Here is a 21,891-nt window from a genome sequence, read left to right as displayed (position 1 = left end):
GCCCGGACGTGCCGCCGTCCGCCGCCGACCCCGATCTGGCCCGGTACGTGACGCGCCTCGGCGACGACGCGCTCATCCTCGGGCAGCGGCTGTGCCAGTGGATCACCCGCGCGCCGACCATCGACGAGGACCTGGCCCTGTCCAGCATCGCCCTCGACCTGATCGGCCACGCCCGCGCGCTGCTCACCCGCGCCGGCCGCCTCGACGGAACCGGCCGCACCGAGGACGACCTCGCCTACACCCGCTCGGAGCGCGAGTTCACCAACGCCCTGCTGACCGAATTGCCCAACGGCGACTTCGCCGTGACCGTGGCCCGGCAACTCGCCTACACCCACTACGCCGTCCTCTGCTACGAGAGCCTCGCCCACAGCGCCGACCCCGAGCTCGCCGCGTTCGGGGCCCGGGCCGCCAAGGAGGTCGCCTTCCACCGGCTGTACGCCGACCGCTGGACGGTGACGCTGGGGCGCGGCACCGCCGGGAGCGCGCGCCGCATGCGACACGCCCTGGAGCGAGTGTGGCCCTACACCGGCGAACTCTTCGAGGAGGACGACCTCCTGCGCCGCCTGGCCGCGTCCGGCACAGCTGCCAGGAGCCTAGGGCGGTGAGGGGAGGCGGTGCGGGGCCGACGCCACCACACCACGCTGGAAACCCCGTTGCCGGGCTGGACCGGCCACGCCGATCCCTTCGCCCTGGCCGACTCCTACACGCCTGCCCCCGGCATCGCCCGTGCCCGCATCGGCACCCCGCCGATCCTCTCCCTGCTCGCCCTGGAAGCGGCACTCACCGCCTTCGACGGCGTCGACCTGGCCCGGCTCCGTACCAAGAGCCTGTCGCTCACGGGCTTCGCCGCTGGGATACCACCACGAGTCCGGCCCGATGGTCCCGGCAAGCTCACGGTGGGCTGCCATGCCCGCGACGTTCAGGTCGAAGTAGGACTTGCGCGCGGTCTTGTTGCTCGCGTTGACCCACGAGAAAGACCAGCTGGTGACGCCTTCGCCCGGCCGGCCTGCGTCGATGAAGACCACCTCGGCGCCGTGCCGGGACAGGTTCCGGCCCACACTCGCCCCGATGACGCCCACTCCGACGACAGCAACACGTTCAGGCCGCTTCACGGACCCGCTCCTCACGAACGGCCCCTTCCCAGATCAGCGTTCCCGTTTCCAGCCCGGACACCAGCAGAACAGGCACTACTGCAAGGGCTGTCTCGAAACTTTCCGTTGGTCTTCGCCGAGGGCCCTCCAGGCATCAAGGTCGGAGGGCCCTTCCGCCAGCACCGATGTGTTCAGCCTCGTCCGCGCGGAGTGAGACCTGGTGGTGCCGGTGGGCTGGGAGGGGACCAGCACGATCTCCGCACTGGCCGGTGCGCCGTCGACGACCTGGGCGAGAACCTGGGCACTCGGTTATGGGGTCGAGTAGGGGTCTTGGCTGATCAGGTGGGCCTTCAGACCCTCTCCGACGCCGGGTTCCGGGGTGCCCGCCCAGTCCTTGATGAGCACGCCACCACTGCTGCAGCCCCAGGGGTTCCAGGTCCACGCGAGATAACTCATGCTGTGTGCGTCGGCCCAGTCCACCAACTGCTGCATGTAGTCGAAGCCGCAGTTGTCCTGGCCGAACTCACCGATGACGACCGGCACGTGCTGGGCGAGCGGCGCGACCTGGCTGTCCCAGCAGGACGCTGTCGCACAGGCGTTGAAGCTGTACGCATGCCATGACGCGGCGACGTTGTCCAGCGGGTCGTTCGGCATGTGCGTCAGCCACTCGCGCATGTCGTTGGCCCACTCGAGGCCACCCAGCATGAGGACGTTGGTCGCGCCGGTGGCCCGGACCGCGTCGACCAGGTCCTGCATCCCGGCCGTCTCGTAGGGGAGGCCCGTGCAGGTGCCGCCGTCGCGCCAGCACTGCCAGCCGACGGTCTTGTCCCAGTCGGCGGCGATCTCCGGGTACGGCTCGTTGAACAGATCGAGGACGACGGCGTCATTGCCCTTGAAGGCGCCTGCGACACCGGTCCAGAACTGGGGGGCGTACTGCGCGTCCGGCATGGGTTTCTGGCAGGTCGCGGTGGCGTCCTTGCAGTGCCAGTCCGGCCCGTTGGTATAGGAGCCCCGCGTCCAGTGCAGGTCGAGGATCGGGGTGATGCCATTGGCGACCAGCAGGTCGACGTAATCCTTCACGCCCTGCTGGTAAACGGTCCCCTTGGGCGAGCCGCCCAGGCCGAGCCAGCATTCCTCGTTCAACGGCACACGTACCGCGTGGATGTTCCAGGTCTTCATCGCGTCGACGGAATCCTGGTCGACCGGGCCTCCGTCCCACAGTCCCTTGCCCTGAACACAAGCGTATTCACCGCTGGAGCGGTCCACGCCCAGCAGCCGGTACGGCTTGCCGCTAGCGGTGACGATCTTGTTGCCGGAAACCTTCAGCTCCGGGGCCGGTCCGCTGGGACCGCTGGTCGGAGTGGTGGTTGGGCTGGGGGTCGGGGATGTCACCGAGCCGGTGCAGGTCACGCCGTTGAGCGCAACCGACGCGGGTTGCGGATTGGCGCCCTTCCACACACCGTTGAACCCGATGGAAGCCGACCCGCCTGTGTCCAGCGTCCCGTTCCAGTCGAGGTTGGTGGCGGACACGTGGGTTCCGGACTGTGCCCAGGAAGCACTCCAGCCGTTGGTGACCTTCTGGTCGGAGTTCGGGAAGTCGAACGTCGCGGTCCACCCTCGCACGGGCGAGCCGAGGTTGGTGATGGCCAGCTCCGCTGTGAACCCTCCCGGCCATTCGCTCTGCACCTTGTACGCGACCGAGCAGCCGGTGGCGGCTGCCGATGCGGGCAGGGTGGCGAGGGCAAGGCCCCCCAGGATCAGTGCACCGGCGGCGCCGGTGGCCATGAAGGTGTGACGACGTTTCACCTGACCTCCTTGTTGCGTAAGGGATCGATGAGCTCCATGCCCATCTGATCGACGGACGGGTGAGCCAGGGGCCCAGGCCGAGGGCCTGCAGTTGGCCGGTCCACCAGGCGGGTGCTGCGCGCGGTACGGATCAAGGAATCGACAACTGTCGCGCGTTCAGGTCCTGTCGTCCCGGCACAGTGCATGCGGGCCGTCAGCAGCCGATCGGTGAGGATCCCAGGGCCACGTCGTCGAACCAGAGAGTGTCGTCCCCGGTGCCGTAGCTCTCCCAGCCCAGGCGCAGGCCGGTGGGGCGGGGAGGGGTACTGCGGGTGAGCCACTGCCCGTCGACGTTCTGGGTCGGCACCCCGTCCACGTGCAGTCCGGCGATCTCCTGGTCGTCGACCCAGGTGCGCATGGACTGCGTGGTGGTGTCGATCTGGTATCGCAGGCACAGCCACCGGCCGGTGGCCAGCGGGGTGCTGAGCGCGACACCCGCCGGGCTCTGTTCCGGCAGCGTCGCGTCGTCGCTCTCGCGGTTCCACTGCAGCGCGCCGTTCTGCCCGCCGACGCGCAGCGCCTTGCCGCCCTGCGAGGCGTCCGGCATGGACACGAAGGTGACGTGGTTGGTGGGCAGGGCGGTGGTGTGCCGGACCCGCATCCTCACGTACACCACGGGGCCGACGGAGGACAGATCGCGGGTGGAGGCTGCGAAGACGTGGTTGCAGTAGCCGGCGCCGCCGTCGACGCGCAGCGACCTGGTGCCGCTGTAGGCGACGGACGTGTCGACGCTGACCTTCCCCGTTCCCTGGCAGTCGGGTGCTGTGGTCTGCCAGGTGCCCGAGGGCACGGTGCCGGTCTGGTCCTCGAAGTCGGAGCAGATCGTCGCCCCGGCCCCGGCGCATTCGGCCGGCACCGTGACCGTCGGCGTCGGTGTCGGCGTGGGAGTCGTGGTTCCGCCGCACGGAGCGCCGTTGAGGGCGAAGGCGGTGGGCGCGGGGTCGGCGGTGCGCCAGGTGCCCTGGAGGCCGAAGTCCACGGAGCCGCCGGCGGCGAGTACGGCATTGTGCGCGGCGTTCACGGCGGTCACCGCGCCGCCCGCCTGGGTGACCTGTGCGTTCCAGGCGGACGTGACCTGCTGGTCGCCGCCGTAGGCCCACTCCAGCCGCCAGCCGTTCAGGGCGGCGCCGAGATTCGTGACGCGGATCTGGGCGGTGAAGCCGCCGGACCACTCGTTGGTGGTGTACGTGACCGTGCAGCCCGTCGGCGCGCCCTGTGCGCGCGACGTCGCGATGGCGGGAAGGGCAACCGCCACCACGGTCAGCACCAATGCCCACAGAGGCAGCCGGTGGTGGCGCACGCGTAATGAAATCATGGCCGTGATCACTCTCTCGACGGGGGTCAGGACGCGGTGCAGAGGAGTGTGCCGAGGTCTCGGTCGTCGCCGCTGAGCGTCATCCCCCACGTTGTCGACGCGCCCGGCGCCAGGGAGCCGTTGTAGGAGACGTTGTGCACGGTGGTGGCAGGGCCGGACGGATCCACCACCGCGTTCCAGCGGTTCGCCACGGTCACACCGCCCGGCAGGGTGTGGTGCACCGACCAGCCGGTGACCGGCCCGGACCCGGTGTTGGTGACCGTGACGTCGGCCTGGTACCCGCCCTGCCATGAGCCGGTCAGCTTCCACTGCGCCGTGCAGGCGGTGTCACCGGAGGGGCTCGGCGCGGGAGTGGGAGGCGGTGTCCCCGCAGAGGTGTCAGCGGTGTAGGGGACGGCGGTGTAGTCCTGCGAGCAGCCTCCCGCGCAGCCCGACGGCAGCGAGAAGGAGTACGTACGGCCGCTGCCCAGCCAGGCGTCGGCGGCGTCGCGGATCCGTATGGTGAAGTCGCTTCCGCCGGAGGCCGTCGCGCCGATGACATAGGACTGCCCCATGTCGCTGTTCATGGTGGCGTCGGTCCAGGTGCCGTTCGCCAGGTACTGGATGCCGTGGACGCCGTTGGGCAAATGGGAGACGGCGATGGCGGGCCAGTACCGCTGGGCTCCCCGGAGGAAGCCGATACGGATGTCGCCGCTGTAGTCCGGGGCCGGGACGAAGCTCCAGGAGACATGACGGTTGTTCCAGCGGTCCGGGTACATCGCCCCCACGGGGGTGCCGCCGATCCGGAAGCGGTTGAGGGAATCGGTCGCCAGGTCGAGGTGGTTCGGGTCGTCCCGGCACCAGGCGTTGGAATCGGCACAGCTGTCCGCGACGAGCATGGTCAGAGTGGCGCCGTTGTACTTGTCGGCCACCCAGGAGCCGTTGCGGCAGAAGGGCTGGCCAGGGGCGCCGTCGTTGGTGCCGGAGCAGTAGTCCCCGATGGTGACCTTGACCCAGCGGCCGCAGTTGCGGCCGTTGTCGAAGGCACCCTTGATCGGTGCCCTTGAGTCCGGCACCGGGCGCGGGTAGGAGCCCGAGTAGTCGCCGGGCGTGTTGAACACGTTGAGCGCCACGAAGTCCTGGCTCTCCAGTTCGCGCTGCGGCAGACCACAGCCGCCGTAGGGGCTCCCGAGCCCGTCGAAGTGGGTCGCGTTGCCCAGGACCTCAGTCGCGGCGGAGCTCGCCACGGGCGGCTGGGCGGCCGCGGCCACGACGGGTAACGCGGCACAGCAAAGAGCTGCCAGCAACACAGCAATGCGCTTTCGGGCGGGCGAGCGGTGGATCGAAAGAAGCTGCATGGGGGGTCCGCCTTCTTCGGGACGGGGCGCCGTGACGTTCGTGTGGAACTCCTCTCGGAGTGAGGGGAGTGAGCGCTGGAGCACCTCCTCATGGGAGCGCTCCCACAGTCTCCGTATCCCGGGACTGTAGAAGAGGGCCATGACCCTGACAAGGGGTCGCGTTCCCGTCGAGTTTTCGCCGTGTCCGGGGTGGGGCGTGGGCTGGGGTGTGTGCCCGGCCCTCGTCGCGGCCGTGACCGCGGTGCTCAGCAGTCCTTCGCAATCCTCCGAAGTGCAATCCTCCGAAGTCTTGCCGCTTGAGCAGGTGTCAGAGTTTCTGCCGACGCCACTTGTCCGGGGGCGGTTCGGGATGGCTCTCAGTGCAGGCGCTGGACATCGCTGGACATCACACCCTCGGCGGCCGACGACACCGACCCTGCGTCGCGGCCCACGTGAGCGTGCACAGGGCATACGCCTCCCGCTGGAACCGGGCCACCGGCGCCCCCTGGGGATCCGATGCACCATCCCGGACAAGGCCGATCGGGCGCGCAACCGCCGGTTGCGCGGCTCCCGCGGAGGCCGGCCGCCGTGCTTCGATCCGGTCGACCACTGCGAGCGTCATGCGGTCGAGTGCGGGATCAACTGTCAGCGGCCAGTTACAGTAGATTTCCCCACTCGCGGCCACTTCGTCTCCTACAACGGCCACTTCAATTTCCCACCGGCGGCCACTTCGTGTACGGAGCGTGAGGTCATCCCCGGCGGTGTTCGCCCCACCACGGCAAGATCGGAGGCAGGTCGCTGAGGCCGCGGGCCGGCCGCTTCGGCATCGGCGACTCCCCATCGTCCCCGTCCCACCGGCGCGCGTACTGGTCCGGGAGGTTGCCCCAGCCCCAGTAGGGAACCGGGCGGTCGGGCACCTCGCCGAGTTCCTCGAGAGGATCAATACGTTTCTCCGCCACCGTGCACAGGTGCGCCCAGTCATCGCCCATGTCAAACACATAGGCGAACTGTTCGCCGGCCTCCAGCCTGCTCAGCTTGGTCACATGGCCGTCCACGGTGCCGTCCGGGGCCTCGCCGTCCCACCAGTCCAGCGGGCTGACGTGGGCGGCGTCGGACAACGTGAACAGGTGCAGGTGAGCCAAGTCCCAGCGCGCGAAGGCGAGATCGATGGCCGAGGCGAGCTGCGCGAAGGAGTGCGACCGAGCAGCGGCGAACACCCGGCCGGGACGCGGCCACAGGTCCGCACCGTGACCGGAGACCAACTCCACCCGGATCGACAGCCAGGTACGAGCCACGTCAAAACCCCCTCATGCCAGATCCGCGAGCCGGCGCCAAGGCTACTGACTGTGACAGCCGACTGGGGAATCGAGCTGGCCGTACGTGGGGAAATCTAGCTGGCCGCCGTCAATCAACCGCCTCAAGAGGAACCGCGCTGTCGCCACGCGGTCCGACAAGCTCGCCGTCCGTTTCGAGGCGACCGTGCTGGTCGCGGCGATCGACGAATGCCTATGACCCTGTCTCACGCGTCATCAGGTACATGTTCCCGACGTCCGGATCGCCGTACATGAAGAACAGCACCAGCCCATCGTCCTCATCGCGGTCCACATAGAAGAACCACGAGTAGGTCGACGGGGGCTCCGGACTCGAGGGGTCGGCCGTGGGTGCGGGAAAGCGCCTCTCGACTCGGGTCCGGTCCGTCAGCGCGAGTCGGACGACCTGTCCGCCGTTGTCGTCGGTCAGCTGCCAGGTTCCCGTACCGGAGAGACGCCAGCCGTCCTCGAAGTCGAAGTCCTGCCCGTCGAGCTTTTCGAGAAGGGCTGTTCCGTCTTTGCGGAGTACCACGCGGGTTCCCTCGACGTTTCTCCAGTCTCCGGCCACTTCGGCCGCCGTGGCGTCGTGGAGCCCTGTTCCCTCGTAGTACTGATAGGGACCCGCGCACGCAGTCAGAACGGTCAACATCACCATCAAGCCGCCAAGGGCTGCAAACCACGCGCGCGGCCTGCCTCCACCCGTCATCAGGCCCTCCCGCCCCTCAGCCCTCGTCGGTCAACCGACAGGGATGGGCTGCGGGAAGTCACCTTGTCAGACTCTTTGAACGTGTTCAACTGTGCGCCTGGAGAGGTGGCGCGCGCGTCACCCTCAGCTCGCGTATCCAGCCACGGATGAGCCTGGCGAACAGCGCTTTCGATATACGGCCTGGGGCAGCCCGACGGCGCCGGTCGGGCCAGGTGGTCGTGTCAGTGCCGGTCAGTCGCGATACCTCCTCGAAGGTGACGACGTGCGCCGGCCACAGGTCGCCCGCCCGGCCCGCACCGACATTGCGGCGGTGCAGCCGGTCGCGTTTGATGAAAGCCATCAGGAATCATCGGGCAGACCCACGTTGACGATGGTGGTGTCCATACCCGCCAGGAACATGCTCAGCGCGCACCCGGGACACCCCGGGCGCGGCACGGCGCAACACCGGTACACGAAGTGGGAGCCAGCCCGTGATCCATCTGCGAAGCCGGGCGTGAACCCGTTCGCCGCGGATCGGCAAGTACAGGGTGTGAACACCAGCCATCCTGACACCCACCGACCCCAGCAAGGGACGGACCGTCCATGACCGACTCGGCCGGCGGCGACGCCGAGCTCATCGCGGCCTCACTCGCCGAACCCGAGCGTTTCGCGGCGCTCTTCGATCGTCACGCCCCGGCGATCCACCAGTACGTCGCCCGACGACTGGGCCGGGACGCAGCCGACGACGTCACCGCCGATACGTTTTTGACGGCCTTTCGGATACGGGCCCGGTTCGACCCGGCCCGCGCCGGCGTGCGGCCCTGGCTGTACGGCATCGCCGCCAAACAGATCGGCCGGCAGCGCCGGGAGGAGGTCAGGGCCCTGAAGCTGCTCGCCCGCACCGGCCACGACCCGGTCGCCGACAGCTGGACCGATTCCGCCGACGACCGCCTGGCTGCCGAGGCCGCCGCCCGTCCACTGGCCGGGGCGCTGGCCCGTCTCTCCGCGGGTGACCGGCACGTCCTGCTGCTCTTCGCCTGGGCCGACTTCAGCTACCAGGAGATCGCCGAAGCCCTCGGCATTCCCGTCGGCACCGTCCGCTCCCGCCTCAACCGCGCCCGCCGCAAGCTGCGCACCGCAACCGGCGCGGCCGGCAGTCCCCTCACCGACGCTCGCGTACACGAAGGTGACCCCGCATGAACGAGCTCTCCGAAATCCGCGGCCTGCGCGCCGACGCCCCCCTTCCCGACGCCGACCGGCTCGCCGCGCCGCGGGCCCGGCTCACCGCGGCGCTCCGGCAGGAGACCCGCCGCGGGCGGGCAGCCCTTCCCAGGCGCCGGATGATCCTGGTCGGCGCCGCCACCGCGGGGGCCCTTGGCGTGACCGCGGGGATCGTCGCGGTCCTGCCCGAGGACAGCCCCAGCGCCCCCGCCGGGAAGCGCCCCCAGGTGCTGTCGGCGGGCGCCTCCGCCGACGCCCTCGAACTGGCTGCCGCGACCGTCGAGAAGCACGACGGCACCGAACCCGGCCCGAAGCAGTGGGTGTACGAGAAGAGCACCGTCTTCGTCCAGGGCAAGCCGCAAACCAGCCAGGAGTGGACCCGCTGGGACGGCACTGGACAGGCCAATCTGCCCGGCATCCCCCCGGCCGGTGACATCTCGGACTTCGACCCCGACGAGCTTCAGGTCTGGTATGGCCCCAACCAGGAGGAGAAGTGGAAGCAGCAGGGGTACGACGACCGCTCCCAGCGGCAGTTCTACCGCTTCCTCGCCACCCTGCCGAGCGATCCCGACCGCATGATGAGGCGCATCCGCGAGGCGCACGCCATCGGCTCGGTCGACGGGGAGACGCGCGCACAGCGCGACTGGCGGGAGATCGACGTCTTGTACCGGTCGGTGCTGATCCCGCCGAACGTCCAGGCAGGCCTGTTCCGGGCTCTGGCGAAGATCCCCGGAGCCCGGGTGACGACCGGCGTCAAGGACCCGCTCGGCCGCGCGGCGATCGGTGTGAGCGTGAACTACGCAGAGAGGACGTCCTCGGGCTGGCAGGGCAAACAGGAGATCTTCTTCGATCCCGAGAGCTACGCCTACCTCGGGCAGACCCGCAACGACGGGGAGATGGTCAGCGCCCGCGCCGCTTGGGGCGTCGTGAACAAGCCCGGCGCCCACCCCTGAGCAGCGCGACGGGCGCACCGTGCGACACCGGGCGCCTCTCGTCGTCGAACCGACTGCTCCAAGCCGCCGTGGCAAGGGCTATGAGTCCGCCAAGGACCAGGTGGTGGCGATCTCGGATGAGGATGTGCGGGAGCCGCCGCCCACGGCGAAGGCCCATCGAGGTCCAGGCGTTCGTGCCGTCGGAGTCGATCGACCCGATCCGGATGGAGGGCTACCACCTGGTGCCGGACGGGCAGGTGGCGGCGAAACCGTATTGCCCTACAGCCGTTCCCGCCCCCGTCCGGGCCTGAAGCACTGGGGTGTCACCCCGGTGCGAGCGCACTGGGGTTCGCGGTTCTGTGTGGGCACGCCGGGTTGGCGCACTCGTACGAGAAGGGCAGGGCCCACCATGACCGCTCCGCTTCCCGTGATCTTCATCCATGGACTCTGGTTGCACAGCACTTCGTGGCAGCCGTGGATCGACCTGTTCCGTGACGAGGGTTACGACCCGTCCGCGCCCGGGTGGCCCGGAGACCCGGACACCGTCGAGGAGGCACGACAGAACCCGGAGAGCATCGCCGGTCACGGCATCGACGACGTCGTCGAGCACTACGCGGCCCTGATCGCGGACCTGCCGGTGCGGCCCGTCGTGATCGGCCACTCCTTCGGCGGGATGATCGCGCAGAAGCTGCTCGGCCAGGACCGCGCGGCCGCCGCGGTCGCCATCGACGCCGCGCAGATCAAGGGAGTTCTGCCCCTGCCGCTGTCCGCGCTGAGGGCGACCTTTCCGGTCTTCAAGAACCCGGCCAACAAGCACCGGTCGGTCTCGCTGACCGCGGAGCAGTTCCGGTTCGCGTTCGGCAACGCCCTCTCGGAGGAGGAGTCGACGGCCCTGTACGAACGCCTGACCATCCCGGCGCCGGGCAAGCCGCTGTACGAGGCCGCCTCCGCCAACTTCAACCCGCACTCTCCCGCGAAGGTCGACACGCAGAACAGCGGACGCGGTCCGCTGCTGCTGATCTCCGGCGGGAAGGACCACACGGTGCCCGAGGCCGTTACGCGGGCCACCCTCAAGCAGTACCGGCACTCCGACGCCGTCACCGACATCCTCAACTTCCCCGACCGTGGGCACTCCTTGACGATCGACGGCGGCTGGCGCGAGGTCGCGGACTCCGTCCTCGGCTGGCTGCGCAAGCAGAGCCCGGAGGGCGGACGATGAGCTCCCGCATCCCCGGAGCCGCCGAAGCCTTCGGGGAATCCTCCCGCACCTCCGGGGATTGTTCCCGTACCTCCGGAGATTCCTCCCGTACCTCCCCTGCCCCCAATTCGTCCGGTGGCGACGGGCAGTTGACCGGACGCACCGTCGTCGTCACCGGCGCCGGGCGCGGCATCGGCCTGGCCGTCGTCGAGGCGTTCCTCGCGGCCGGCGCCCACGTCGTCGCCGGGTCGAGGGAACGCACCGAAGCCCTGGACCGGCATGTGAAGCGGGGCGCTGAACTCACCGTCGTGGAGCTCGACCTCGCGACGCCGGACGGCCCGAACGCGCTGATCGCCGAGGCGGTGGCGCTCCATGGCGGTCTCGACGTCCTCGTCAACAACGTCGGGGCGGTAAGGCCGCGGGTGGACGGTTTCCTGAGCGTGACCGACGAGGACTGGGACTGGACCTTCACGGTCAACCTCATGGCAGCTGTCCGCACGACCAGGGCCGCTCTGCCGCACCTGCTCGCCACCGGCGCGGGGCGTGTCGTCACCGTCTCCTCCGTCAACGGCCGGCTGCCGGACCCGCTGGTCATCGACTACAGCGCGGCGAAGGCAGCGCTGACCAGCTTCTGCAAGGCACTGTCCAAGGAGGTGGGGCCCCGCGGCGTACGGGTCAACACCGTCAGCCCCGGGCCGGTGGAGACGGCGCTGTGGCAGGGGGCCGGCGGTGTCGCCGCCACCGTCGGACAGTCCCGTGGCGTCGACCCCCGCGAGGTGGCCCGCGGTGCGGCGGACCAGTCGGTGACAGGCCGCTTCACCCGGCCGTCCGAAGTTGCCGACCTGGTGCTGTACCTCGCCGGGCCGTCGGCGGCGAACATCACCGGTGCCGACTTCGTCATCGACGGCGGCCTCGTCGAATCCCTCTAATCCACCGTCACGTTGCGGCCGGCACCGCTCCCGCCGCGCGTCTCAGCGCCCTCTTCGGAGAGAACTTGGAGAGATCAGTGAGCTTCCGCCTGCCCGGATCCCGCCGCCTGGTGGCCGCGGTCTTCGCGCTGGCCGTCGGCCTCGGGGCGATCACCGTCACGGCCGCGGCCTCCGACAACCCGGCTCCGTCGTCCGGTGAGCAGAGGCAGCCGTCCGGCGAGCAACTGCCCGCCGGCTTCAGCCGACACAAGACCCGAGTCGCCGGAACCGGCATCAACTACGTGATCGGCGGCCACGGTCCGACCCTGGTCCTGATCCACGGATACCCCCAGACCTGGTACGAGTGGCACGGCATCATGCCCGCGCTCGCCGAGCACCACACCGTCATCGCACCTGACCTGCCCGGCGCTGGCCGCAGCGACGCCCCGGCCTCCGGCTACGACAAGAAGACCATGGCCGCCACCCTGCACGCGCTCCTGGTGTCGCTCGGCAAGGACCGCGACGTGAATGTCGTCGGCCACGACATCGGCACGATGGTCGCCTACTCCTACGCCGCGCAATACCCGCACACCGTCAGGAAACTCGTGCTCAGCGAGGCGCCGATCCCCGACCCGGGCATCTACAAGTTCCCGGCGCTGACGGCCCAGGGCCCCGGGGTCTGGAACTTCGGCTTCTTCTCCCTGCGGACCGGCCTCCCGGAGAGCCTGATCAAGGGCCGTGAGCTGACCTGGGCCACCGGCTTCATGCGGGGCATCGCCGTGCACAAGGACGCCCTGACCTCGGACGACCTCCAGGTCTTCGCCTCCTATCTGCGCGACGACGCCCACCTCGAAGCGAGCTTCGCCTGGTTCCGGACGTTTCCGCAGGACATCGCCGACAACGCACGGCTGCGGAAAACACCCCTGACCATGCCCGTCCTCGCGATCGGCGCCGACGGCAGCCTCGGTTCGTCGGTCGCCGAGCAGGTGCGCCGCTACGCCACCCACGTCACCCCCGCCGTGGTCCCCGACTCCGGCCACTGGATCTACGAGGAGCAACCGAAAGTGACGACCGACCTGCTGCTGCACTTCCTGGACGGCCGACGATGACGTCCGGAGCGGAGATGACCCGGTTCTTCCCCACCTTCGGCCCGACGGCCGAGCGCGAACCCTTCTGGTTCCTCGGCGGCCAGGCCAGGATCCTGCTTCCCGGCGCCGCGACCGACAACCGGCTCAGCCTGATGGAGTTCGCCGACCCGGCCGGGCACGCGCCCCCGCACCACGTTCACGAGGACGAGGAGGAGGTCTGGTTCGTCCTCGACGGCGAGGTGACCTTCTTCGTCGGCGACCAGCGCCACGACCTGGCCGCCGGGCAGGTCGCGTACGGGCCGCGCGGCATTCCGCACAGCTACCTGGTGCGCTCGCCCCAGGGGGCGCGGATGGCCGTGCTGTACAGCCCGGCCTTCATCGAGGAGTACTTCAAGGCCAACGGCACCCCGGTAGCCGAGGCAGGGGACCTGCCGCCGGAGTTCGACCTCGCGGCGATCGTCGCGTCCGCCGAGGCATTCCACCTGCGGGTCACCGGACCCCCGCCGTCCCCATGAGTCGGAACGCCCGGAAAGAGCGGGAGAGATGAGGAGACCGACATGACAGACATCGAACCGGTCCGGTTCCGCCCAGCCGGGCAACCCCGCAGAAAGCTGCTGGGTTCGGCGCTGGCGATCGGGACACTGCCCCTGGTCCCGGCGCTGTCCGCCGCCAAACCCGCCGGCACGGCCTCCACCACACCCGCCGGCACAGCCTCCGCCGCGCACACCGCGACGACGACGGCCGCATCGAGCGGACCGAGCGCACCAAGGCCCACCGTGGTCCTGGTCCACGGCGCGTTCGCGGACTCGTCGAGCTGGGGTGCGGTGATCTCGAGACTTCAGCGCCGGGGTCACCCCGTGATCGGCGTCGCGAACCCCCTTCGTGGCCTGGCCGGCGACTCGGCCTACGTGTCCAGCGTCCTGGACACCATCCCCGGACCGGTCATCCTGGCCGGCCATTCCTACGGCGGTGCCGTCATCACCAACGCCGCGGTGGGCCATCCCCACGTCAAGGCGCTGGTGTACGTGGCCGCGTTCGCCCCCGACCAGGGCGAGTCCGCCCTGGCGATCCTCGGTCATACCCTGGCAGCCAACTTCCGCCGGTGCTGACGGTCCGGCCTTTCCCGGGCGGGCAGGACGCGTATGTCGATCCCGCGGATTTCCGGCAGGTCTTCGCCGCCGACGTGCCGGACCGCGAGGCCCGGCTGATGGCGGCCGGACAACGGCCGCTGGCACTGGCCGCGTTCGCGGAACCAAGCGGCGCGCCGGCGTGGAAGAGCATTCCGTCCTGGTTCCTGGTGGCGGGTGCTGACCGCGCCATCCCACCTGCTGCCGAGCGGGCGATGGCACTTCGCGCGGGTTCCCGCACCGAGGTGATCCGCGGCGCCTCGCACGCCGTCATGGTGTCGCATCCCGACGCCGCCACGCACCTCATCGAGGCCGCCGCCCGCGCCACCGCCTGACCCCGCGTCAGGACCCCGGCGCCGTCACCACTCCGACCCGCCACCCCGCGAAGGGAAACCGACATGCCGTACATCACCGTAGGCCAGGAGAACTCCGCCGACATCGAGCTGTACTACGAGGACCACGGGAACGGGCAGCCCGTCGTGCTGATCCACGGCTACCCACTGGACGGCCACTCCTGGGAGAAGCAACTCCCCGCCCTCCTCGACGCCGGCCACCGGGTCATCACCTACGACCGGCGCGGCTTCGGCCGCTCCTCGCAGCCCACCACCGGCTACGACTACGACACCTTCGCCGCCGATCTCGACACCCTGCTGTCGGAGCTGGACCTCACCGACGTGGTGCTCGTCGGCTTCTCCATGGGCACGGGGGAAGTCGGCCGCTATCTGGGGACGTACGGCTCGCGACGCGTCGCCAAGGCCGCCTTCCTGGCCTCCCTCGAACCCTTCCTGCTGAAGACCGACGACAACCCGACGGGCGTGGACCAGTCGGTGTTCGACGGCATCCTGGAGGCCGTCACCAAGGACCGGTACGCCTACTTCGACGCCTTCTACCAGGACTTCTACAACCTGGACGAGACGCTCGGCAGCCGGATCAGCGAGGCGGCCGTGCGCGGCAGCTGGAACGTGGCCGCGGGCGCCTCGGCCCACGCCTCGGTGGTCTGCGTCCCGACCTGGATCACCGACTTCCGGGCCGACGTGGCGAAGATCGACGTCCCGGCGCTGATCCTGCACGGCACCGGCGACCGCATCCTGCCCATCGAAGCCACCGGCCGGCCCTTCCACGCGCTGTTGCCCTCCGCCGAGTACGTCGAGATCGAGGGCGCACCGCACGGCCTGCTGTGGACCCACGCCGAGGAGGTCACCTCGGCGCTGCTGGCCTTCCTGGGCAAGTAGCCCGGGGAACCTACTGATCCACGCCTGCCGCGGCGGTGACCGCGCGAGCGTGGTCGGCCAGACCCGACAGGAGGGCACGACGCCCGGCCCAGCCTCCTCGTGATGCAGTGCAGTCGACAGCAGGGAGGCAGGCATCAGCAGTTCCCGCATGCGGAAGCGCTGCGCAAAGCGAAGAGTGCGGGGCCGGGCCGGGCCGTGCCGTGTCGTACAACGCGACGTCGTCCGGGCCCAGTTCGAAGCTGCGGGCGTCCTGGTCCTCGACGGTGGTCGCCTGCAGCGGACCGAGCCGGTCGGTGTTGATCGTCCCAATGAAGGGCTCGCGTACCGCGCACTCCTCCAGGCTCCAGGACGCGGGCGCCGCCGAGAGACGCCCGTCGGGGCGAGTGTTCGTGCGATCAGTCGGCCGGGCCGCCGCCCACTCCCGTCCTCACCGCCGAGACGGACATGGTGCGCGACGAGGGCGAGGCGTACGCGGCCAGACTCCAGGCAGCCGATGTGCCCATCACCGCCGTCCGTCATCTCGGAGTCGCCCACGACTTCATGACGCGATCGACGCCCTGGGCTGCTCCCAGGCCACCGCGTCGGCCATCACGCGGGGCCGCGGCACCCTCTACGGCGCCCTGCACGACGCGTTCCGACGGCTCGCCCTCCCTGACCGCCTGCCCAGGCGCTGAGGCATCGTCTGCGCGGCCGGCGTGGCCGGGACCATTCGCCTTGACGGTGCCGACCATCGCGTCGAACTCGGGCTCCGGTGGGCCGCGAACCGCTTGCTCGACCGCGCTCACACCACGACATCAGCACCCCAGCCGCGCACCGCCGTCGACCGCGGTGCGCGGCCGCTTCGGCGAAGGGGGCGGACCATCGTCCCGGCTCCGTAGACTCACTGACGGGGCCCGTCGAGAGCGTCGCCGCGCACGACCCGGCCCCGCAGGCCCGAGCCACCGGTCGAAGGGATGAACGTGAACCTCATCGGCCGGGAAGCGCAGCTCGCCCAGCTGCGCCGCGTCCTGTCCGACGTGGCCGGTCGCGGAGCGGCCGTGCTGGTCCGCGGTGCACCGGGCATCGGAAAGACCTCGTTGCTCGCCGCGACGGGGGCACTGGCCAAGTCCCTGGGATTCCGGCTGCTCCACGCTGTGGGTGTCGAGGCAGAGAGCAACCTCCCCTTCGGGGGCCTCCAACAGCTGCTGCGGCCGCTCGGGCCCGCGCTGGGGGAAGGCGCCGCGCCGCACCGGGCCGCCCTGGCGGCCGCGCTCGGGCATGCCGAGGCCGAGGTGGCCGACGTCTTCATGGTGGGCCTCGCCGTGCTCGACCTCATAGCCGACGTCGCCGCGAGCGCCCCGGTCCTGATCCTCCTTGACGACGTGCAGTGGCTCGACGACGCCACCGTCAGCGTCCTGGCCTTCATGGCGCGCCGGATCGGCTCCGAGCCGGTCGTCCTCGTCGGCGCCGCGCGGGACGGCTACCGGTCACGGCTCGACCCCGACGAACTCACCACCCTCGCGCTCGAACCGCTCTCCGACGAGGACGCCGCGGCGCTCCTCGCCGACCGGGCGCCCGACCTGCGGCCGGCTGCGCGCCGCAGGCTGCTCGCGGCTGCGGCCGGGAACCCCCTCGGTCTGACCGAGCTGTCCCGCACCCTCGGCAGGGCAGCCGACCCGGACGAGACGGTGCTGCCGCTCACGGAACGCCTGGAGCGCGCGTTCACCGACCGGGTGGCGACCCTGCCGGCGACCACGCGGGCCATCCTACGGGTGGCGGCCCTCGACGACGGTTCGTCGCTCACCGAACTCTTCGCCGCGGCGCGGCTCCTGGCCGGTGAGGCCGTGGGGATCGCCGAGCTGGAACCGGCGCTGCGTGCTCGGCTGGTCTCGGTCGCCGGGATCGAACTGCGCTTCGGGCATCCGCTGATGCGCTCGGCGATCCAGCAGACGACGCCCACGGCCGAGCGCCAGGCCGCGCACGGTGCCCTCGCCGCGGTGCTCGACGCGCATCCCGACCGTCAGGCGCGGCACCGGGCCGCGGCGACCTCGGCCGCGGACGAGACGCTCGCCCAGGCGCTGGAGGACGCGGCGCTGCGTGCCGCACGTCGTGGGGCCGTCGCGGAGGCCGTCACGGCCCTGGAACACGCGGCGGCTCTCAGCGGCGATCCCACGGGCCGCACCGAACGGTTGCTGCGCGCCGCCGACTACGCTGTCGAGCTCGGACGGCCGGAGTCCGTGAACCGCCTGCTCGACCAAGCCCAGACCGCGCCCCTGTCACCGCGGCAGCACGCCACCGTCGTCTGGTTGCGCGGCAGTTTCGACGAAGGACTGGGCGGCCATCCCGGCTCTGTGAAGTCGCTGACGGCTCTTGCCGAGAGCGTCGCCGCCGACGACCGGACGCTGGCGCTGCGGATCCTGTGGAGTGCCGCGCAGTTGTGCTTCTGGTCCGAGCCAGGCCCGGAGGCCCGGCGCCGGGTGCTGGACGCGGTCGAGCACATGGTGCCGGACGCCCTCGATCCCTGGCGCCTGGCCATCTGTGCCTACGCGGCGCCGGTCGAGCGGGGCGCGTACGTCCTGCACGGCATCCGGGACGTGACGCCGAGCGACGAGGACGACGGCCGCGCCTACCGGATGCTCAGCACCGCCATGCTGCTGGCCGGAGGCTTCGACGCCGCACGCGCTTTCGCCGCGTCCGGAAGCGTCGGCCTGCGGGCTCAGGGCCGACTGGGCCTGCTGGCGCGCACCGCCGGCGCACAGGCCTGGTCCGACATCGTCGTCGGTGACCTGGGCGCGGCCATCTCGGCCACGGAGGAGTCACGCCGCCTGGCCCGTGAGACGGCCCAGACCATGATGTACGCCCTGATGACCGCCATCGGCGCGAAGCTCGCGGCGTTGCGAGGGGAACTCGACGACGCCCTGCGGCTCGCCGAGGAGGCCGAGGAGATCGGGCTGCCCGCCGGAGCGCGTCCGGTGCTCGCGATCGCGCTGATCGCCCGCGGGACGGCCGCCCTGGCCGCGGGACGGTTCGAGGAGGCACTGGGCCACTTCCGGCGCGTGCACGATCCCGCGGACCCCGCGTTCCAGGTCGCGCTGCGGCTGACGGCCGTCGGCGACCTCGTCGACGCGGCGATCCACTGCGGACGTGCGGAAGACGTCGTACCGCTCGTGGCCGAACTCGAAGACATCGCCGCAGTGACCCCGGCACCGGTGCTGCACGCCGAACTGCGCCTGGCCCGCGCGCTCCTGCTCGACGACGACGCCGGGGCCGAGGAGTTGTTCGGCGCGGCCCTGCGGGCCGACCTGGCCACCTGGCCCCTGATCCGGGCCCGAACCCACCTCGCCTTCGGAGAATGGCTCCGCCGTCGGCGCCGGTCCGTGGAATCACGGGACCACCTTCGTGTCGCACGCGACATGCTCGACGCGTTGGGCGCGATCCCGTGGGGCGAGAAGGCCCGCCGTGAACTGCGCGCGGCCGGCGAGACCAGCCGCCGCCGCGATCCCGACGCCCGCGACCAGCTGACCCCGCACGAGCTGCAGATCGTGCAGCTGGCCGCCGAGGGGCTGACCAACCGCGAGATCGGCCAACAGCTGTATCTCTCGCACCGGACCGTCAGCTCCCATCTGCACCGGATCTTCCCCAAACTCGGTGTCGTCTCCCGCGCCGAGCTGCGGACGGTGGTCGGCGACCTGCGCTGAGCACCGTCATGTGACGCTCGCCGGACCTGGGCCGGTGTGCCTAGCGTCTGAACCGGGCGGAACGCGAAGGGGGCGTCTCATGGTGTGGTCCGGGGTTCACCGGGCGGCGAGGCCGCGGATGGTCGGTCGGCACGCGGAGCGGGAGGCGATCGAAGGGCTGCTCGCATCGGTCCGTGACGGCTTCAGCGCGGTCCTGGTGCTCACGGGCGACGCGGGGGTCGGCAAGTCCCGGCTTCTGGAGCACGCCGCCCGGTCCGCCCAGGACCTCACGGTGGTCAGGCTGGTCGGCGTCGAGGCCGAGACGCGACTGGGCTACGGCGCCCTGCACCGCCTCCTGCGCCCTCACCTGAGCCGGTTGTCCGCTCTGCCACAGCGCCAGCGTGAGGCCCTGAACGCCGCATTCGGCCTGACCGATGACTCGCCGTCCGACCGCCATCTGGTCGGACTGGCCGCGCTGAGCCTGCTCTCCGACGCCGCCACGGCGGCGCCGATGCTGTGCCTGGTCGACGACGTGCAGTGGCTGGACCGCGAGTCGGCGGAGACCTTGGCGTTCGTGGCCCGACGCCTGTACGCGGACTGCCTCGGGCTGCTGTTCGCCGGGCGGGACGGGACCGGCGGTCACGACGTCTTCGGCGCCCTGCCCGCACTCCGGCTGGAGGGACTGGCACACGCGGAGGCCCGGGCCCTGCTGACCGACGGCGTGAGCGGGCACCTGGACCGGGAGGTCGCCGAGCGGCTTGTCACCGGCACCGGGGGCAACCCCCTCGCCCTCCTGGAACTCGCGGTGAACCTCGACCCGGAACAGCTGGCCGGGGTCGCGCCACTGCCCGAACCGCTGCCGTTGAACCGGCAGTTGGAGGAGCACTTCCGGCGGACGGCGGGGCGGCTGCCCGCCGACACCCAGACCCTGCTGCTGCTCATGGCCATGGCCCCGACGGACGACCGGGCGACGCTGTGGCGCGCCGCCGGCGTCCTGGGCCTGTCCGTCCGCTCGTCCACGCCCGCTGTCGCCGCCGGGATACTGAACCGCGGGGTCATCGCCGAATTCCGCCACCCGCTGATCAGGTCGGCGGTCCACTCGGCCGCGTCCGCCGAGGAGCGGCGCAGGGTCCAGGCGGCCCTCGCCGCCACGAGCGCCCCGGAGCGTCGGGCCTGGCATCTGGCCGAGGCGACCCACGGCCCGGACGACAGTGTGGCCGCGGAGCTCGAAGCCGCCTCCGAACGGGCCCAGACGCGTGGCGGACACTCCGAGCAGGCTCTGGTCCTCACCCGGGCGGCGGAGCTGACCACCCATCCGGGCAGACGCGCGGAGCGGTATCTCGACGCGGCGGCGGCACACCTCGCCTCCGGCAACCTGCCGGCGGTCCGGACGCTGCTCGAACTCGCCACTCCCGATCTGACCGGGCCGACCGCCCGGGCCCACGCGACACGGCTGCGCGCGGTCGTCGAGATGATGTGCGCCCGCCCCCGCGCGGTGCCCGCGATGCTGCTGGACGCGGTGGCCGACCTCGGCACCACCGATCCCGCGGCGAGCTGGGCACTGCTGCGCGAGGCGACGAACGCGGCGATCATGGGCGGTCGGGCGATCACCGGGACGACACCTCGTGAGGTCGCCAAGGCCGCCGCCGACGCCTGGCGCGGGCCGTTGCTGCCGGCCTGGAGCCCCGATCCGCTGATGGCGGCACTGGCGCGCTTGATCGCCTACGGCTATGCCGCGGGAGCCCCGGCCCTGGCCGCGGCGTTGGCCCGGCTGCGCACCGCCGACGAACTCCAGGACCCCAACACGTTCAGCGCCGTGGTCAGCCTCGCGGGCGACGAGTTGTGGGACATCGAGGCCAAGCGGGTGATCCTCGGGAAGCTGGTGACGGCGAACCGCGACCGCGGAGCCCTCTACGGACTCAGCATCGCGTTGGTCGCCCTCACCACCGTGGAGATCTGGGACGGCCGGTTCGCCGCCGCCGAGAGCTGCTTCGACGAGGCGGACGACTACATGGCCGCGACCGGCTACAGCGCGTCGGGAGACTTCAACAGGGCGCTGCTGTACGCCTGGACCGGCAGGGAAGCCGAGTTGCGGGCCGCGGTCGCGACCCTGCGCGCCCTGTCCGAGGACCTGGGCCTCGTACAGAATCGGCGGTGGATCGGCCAGGCGCTGAGCATCTTCGAGATCGGTCACGGCCGGTATCGCGAGGCGCTCGAGGCCCTGCGGGCGGTGTTCGACCACGACCCGCTGGTCCTGGGCGACATCAACCTCGCCGGGATGGTCGAGGCCGGGGTGCGGTCCGGCGACCGCAAGGCCGCCGTCATGGCCATGGAGCGCATGGAGGAGCGTGCCCCGCTGGCCGGCACCCCTTGGGCGTTGGGGCTGCTCGCGCGCTGCCGGGCCCTGATGACCGACGACGACGGAGTCGAGCAGCTGTACCAGGAATCGATCGCACAGCTGGAGAAGGTCCCGGTGGCCGTGGAACTGGCATGGTCGCGGCTGCTCTTCGGCGAGTGGCTCCGGCGTCGCAGGCGTCGTGCCGACGCCAGGATCCAACTGCGGTCCGCGTACGCGTCCTTCGCGTCCTGGGGGGCCGCGCCGTTCGCGGAGCGGGCGAGGGTGGAACTCCTGGCCACCGGAGAGACCGCACGCAAACGCACGGTCGACACCCAGTTGGACCTCACCCCGCAGGAACTCCATGTGGCGACCCGGGCAGCGTCGGGGCTGACCAACGCGGAGATCGCCACCCAGCTGTTCGTCACCAGCTCGACCATCGAGTTCCACCTCAGCAGGGTCTTCCGCAAGCTCGGCATCACGTCGCGCAAGCAGATCAGGCAGAAGCTCGCGGAGACCGACGCCGACGACTGACAACGGGGGCGAACCGGCCTCCCGGGACATCCGTGCGCCGAGGCGTCGGGCAGGCGGGCCGCAGCCGGATCGTGGTCCTGGTGGGGAGCTCGTCGACG

15 protein-coding genes and 4 pseudogenes are annotated in these 21,891 nt (G+C 70.8%); 13 read left to right on the top strand and 6 right to left on the bottom strand.

Annotation, left to right across the window (positions count from 1 at the left end):
• Positions 1–8 precede the first annotated feature (8 nt).
• Both paaC and EHS43_RS47335 read left to right on the top strand, forming a co-directional pair.
• A pseudogene (gene paaC, locus EHS43_RS01785) lies at positions 9–578 on the top strand (1,2-phenylacetyl-CoA epoxidase subunit PaaC); the annotation flags it as partial.
• Between the two features lie 48 nt (positions 579–626).
• A pseudogene (locus EHS43_RS47335) lies at positions 627–845 on the top strand (kynureninase); the annotation flags it as partial.
• 66 nt (positions 846–911) lie between these two features.
• Here the strand turns inward: EHS43_RS47335 and EHS43_RS47330 are convergent.
• The 6 genes and pseudogenes from EHS43_RS47330 to EHS43_RS01745 form a co-directional block, all read right to left on the bottom strand.
• Positions 912–1,058 (bottom strand): annotated as a pseudogene (locus EHS43_RS47330) (FAD-binding oxidoreductase); the annotation flags it as partial.
• Between the two features lie 342 nt (positions 1,059–1,400).
• Entirely contained in the window at positions 1,401–2,897 is a 1,497-nt protein-coding gene (locus EHS43_RS01770) for a cellulase family glycosylhydrolase (protein ID WP_260470341.1), read from the bottom strand.
• Between the two features lie 193 nt (positions 2,898–3,090).
• Positions 3,091–4,236, bottom strand: coding sequence for a cellulose-binding domain-containing protein (locus tag EHS43_RS01765; RefSeq protein WP_125188773.1), 1,146 nt, complete (start codon positions 4,234–4,236; stop codon positions 3,091–3,093).
• Between the two features lie 41 nt (positions 4,237–4,277).
• Positions 4,278–5,501: a cellulose binding domain-containing protein gene (locus EHS43_RS01760; RefSeq protein WP_260470340.1), complete on the bottom strand. Its 1,224-nt coding sequence runs from the start codon at positions 5,499–5,501 to the stop codon at positions 4,278–4,280.
• Positions 5,502–6,316: 815 nt separating this feature from the next.
• Positions 6,317–6,862: a hypothetical protein gene (locus EHS43_RS01750; protein ID WP_125188762.1), complete on the bottom strand. Its 546-nt coding sequence runs from the start codon at positions 6,860–6,862 to the stop codon at positions 6,317–6,319.
• A gap of 211 nt (positions 6,863–7,073) precedes the next feature.
• Complete coding sequence (locus tag EHS43_RS01745; RefSeq protein ID WP_125188761.1) at positions 7,074–7,583, bottom strand: hypothetical protein; 510 nt, start codon at positions 7,581–7,583, stop codon at positions 7,074–7,076.
• A gap of 582 nt (positions 7,584–8,165) precedes the next feature.
• On the opposite strand from EHS43_RS01745, the gene EHS43_RS01740 reads away from it, so the two are divergent.
• The 11 genes and pseudogenes from EHS43_RS01740 (at position 8,166) to EHS43_RS01690 (ending at position 21,793) form a co-directional block, all read left to right on the top strand.
• Positions 8,166–8,762, top strand: coding sequence for an RNA polymerase sigma factor (locus tag EHS43_RS01740; RefSeq protein WP_125188760.1), 597 nt, complete (start codon positions 8,166–8,168; stop codon positions 8,760–8,762).
• Positions 8,759–9,736 carry a CU044_5270 family protein gene (locus EHS43_RS01735; protein ID WP_125188759.1) on the top strand — a complete coding sequence of 326 codons (978 nt, stop codon included), beginning with the start codon at positions 8,759–8,761 and terminating at the stop codon, positions 9,734–9,736. The genes EHS43_RS01740 and EHS43_RS01735 overlap by 4 nt, the downstream gene beginning before the upstream one ends.
• A 388-nt stretch (positions 9,737–10,124) precedes the next feature.
• Positions 10,125–10,934, top strand: a complete 810-nt coding sequence (locus tag EHS43_RS01730) for an alpha/beta hydrolase (protein ID WP_125188757.1) — start codon at positions 10,125–10,127, stop codon at positions 10,932–10,934.
• 128 nt (positions 10,935–11,062) lie between these two features.
• On the top strand, positions 11,063–11,842 hold the full coding sequence (locus tag EHS43_RS01725; protein WP_260470339.1) for an SDR family NAD(P)-dependent oxidoreductase: 780 nt from the start codon (positions 11,063–11,065) through the stop codon (positions 11,840–11,842).
• Positions 11,843–11,919: 77 nt separating this feature from the next.
• Positions 11,920–12,930 (top strand): alpha/beta fold hydrolase, encoded by a 1,011-nt coding sequence (locus EHS43_RS01720; protein WP_125188753.1) that lies wholly within the window; start codon positions 11,920–11,922, stop codon positions 12,928–12,930.
• Positions 12,927–13,424, top strand: coding sequence for a cupin domain-containing protein (locus EHS43_RS01715; RefSeq protein WP_260470338.1), 498 nt, complete (start codon positions 12,927–12,929; stop codon positions 13,422–13,424). Before EHS43_RS01720 ends, EHS43_RS01715 begins: the two co-directional genes overlap by 4 nt.
• Positions 13,425–13,466: 42 nt before the next feature.
• A pseudogene (locus tag EHS43_RS01710) lies at positions 13,467–14,371 on the top strand (alpha/beta fold hydrolase).
• A 63-nt stretch (positions 14,372–14,434) separates the two neighbouring features.
• On the top strand, positions 14,435–15,268 hold the full coding sequence (locus EHS43_RS01705) for an alpha/beta fold hydrolase (protein ID WP_125188751.1): 834 nt from the start codon (positions 14,435–14,437) through the stop codon (positions 15,266–15,268).
• 444 nt (positions 15,269–15,712) lie between these two features.
• Complete coding sequence (locus tag EHS43_RS01700; RefSeq protein WP_125188749.1) at positions 15,713–16,225, top strand: hypothetical protein; 513 nt, start codon at positions 15,713–15,715, stop codon at positions 16,223–16,225.
• A 2-nt stretch (positions 16,226–16,227) separates the two neighbouring features.
• Entirely contained in the window at positions 16,228–18,945 is a 2,718-nt protein-coding gene (locus tag EHS43_RS01695; RefSeq protein WP_125188771.1) for an AAA family ATPase, read from the top strand.
• Positions 18,946–19,024: 79 nt separating this feature from the next.
• Positions 19,025–21,793, top strand: a complete 2,769-nt coding sequence (locus EHS43_RS01690; protein WP_260470337.1) for a LuxR family transcriptional regulator — start codon at positions 19,025–19,027, stop codon at positions 21,791–21,793.
• The last annotated feature ends 98 nt before the right edge of the window (positions 21,794–21,891 follow it).

This window comes from Streptomyces sp. RP5T, from assembly GCF_003933965.1.
In the GTDB taxonomy this organism is placed as follows: domain Bacteria; phylum Actinomycetota; class Actinomycetes; order Streptomycetales; family Streptomycetaceae; genus Streptomyces.
The sequence above is the reverse complement of the archived record's forward strand: the minus strand, read 5'-3'. Positions and strand labels throughout refer to the sequence as shown.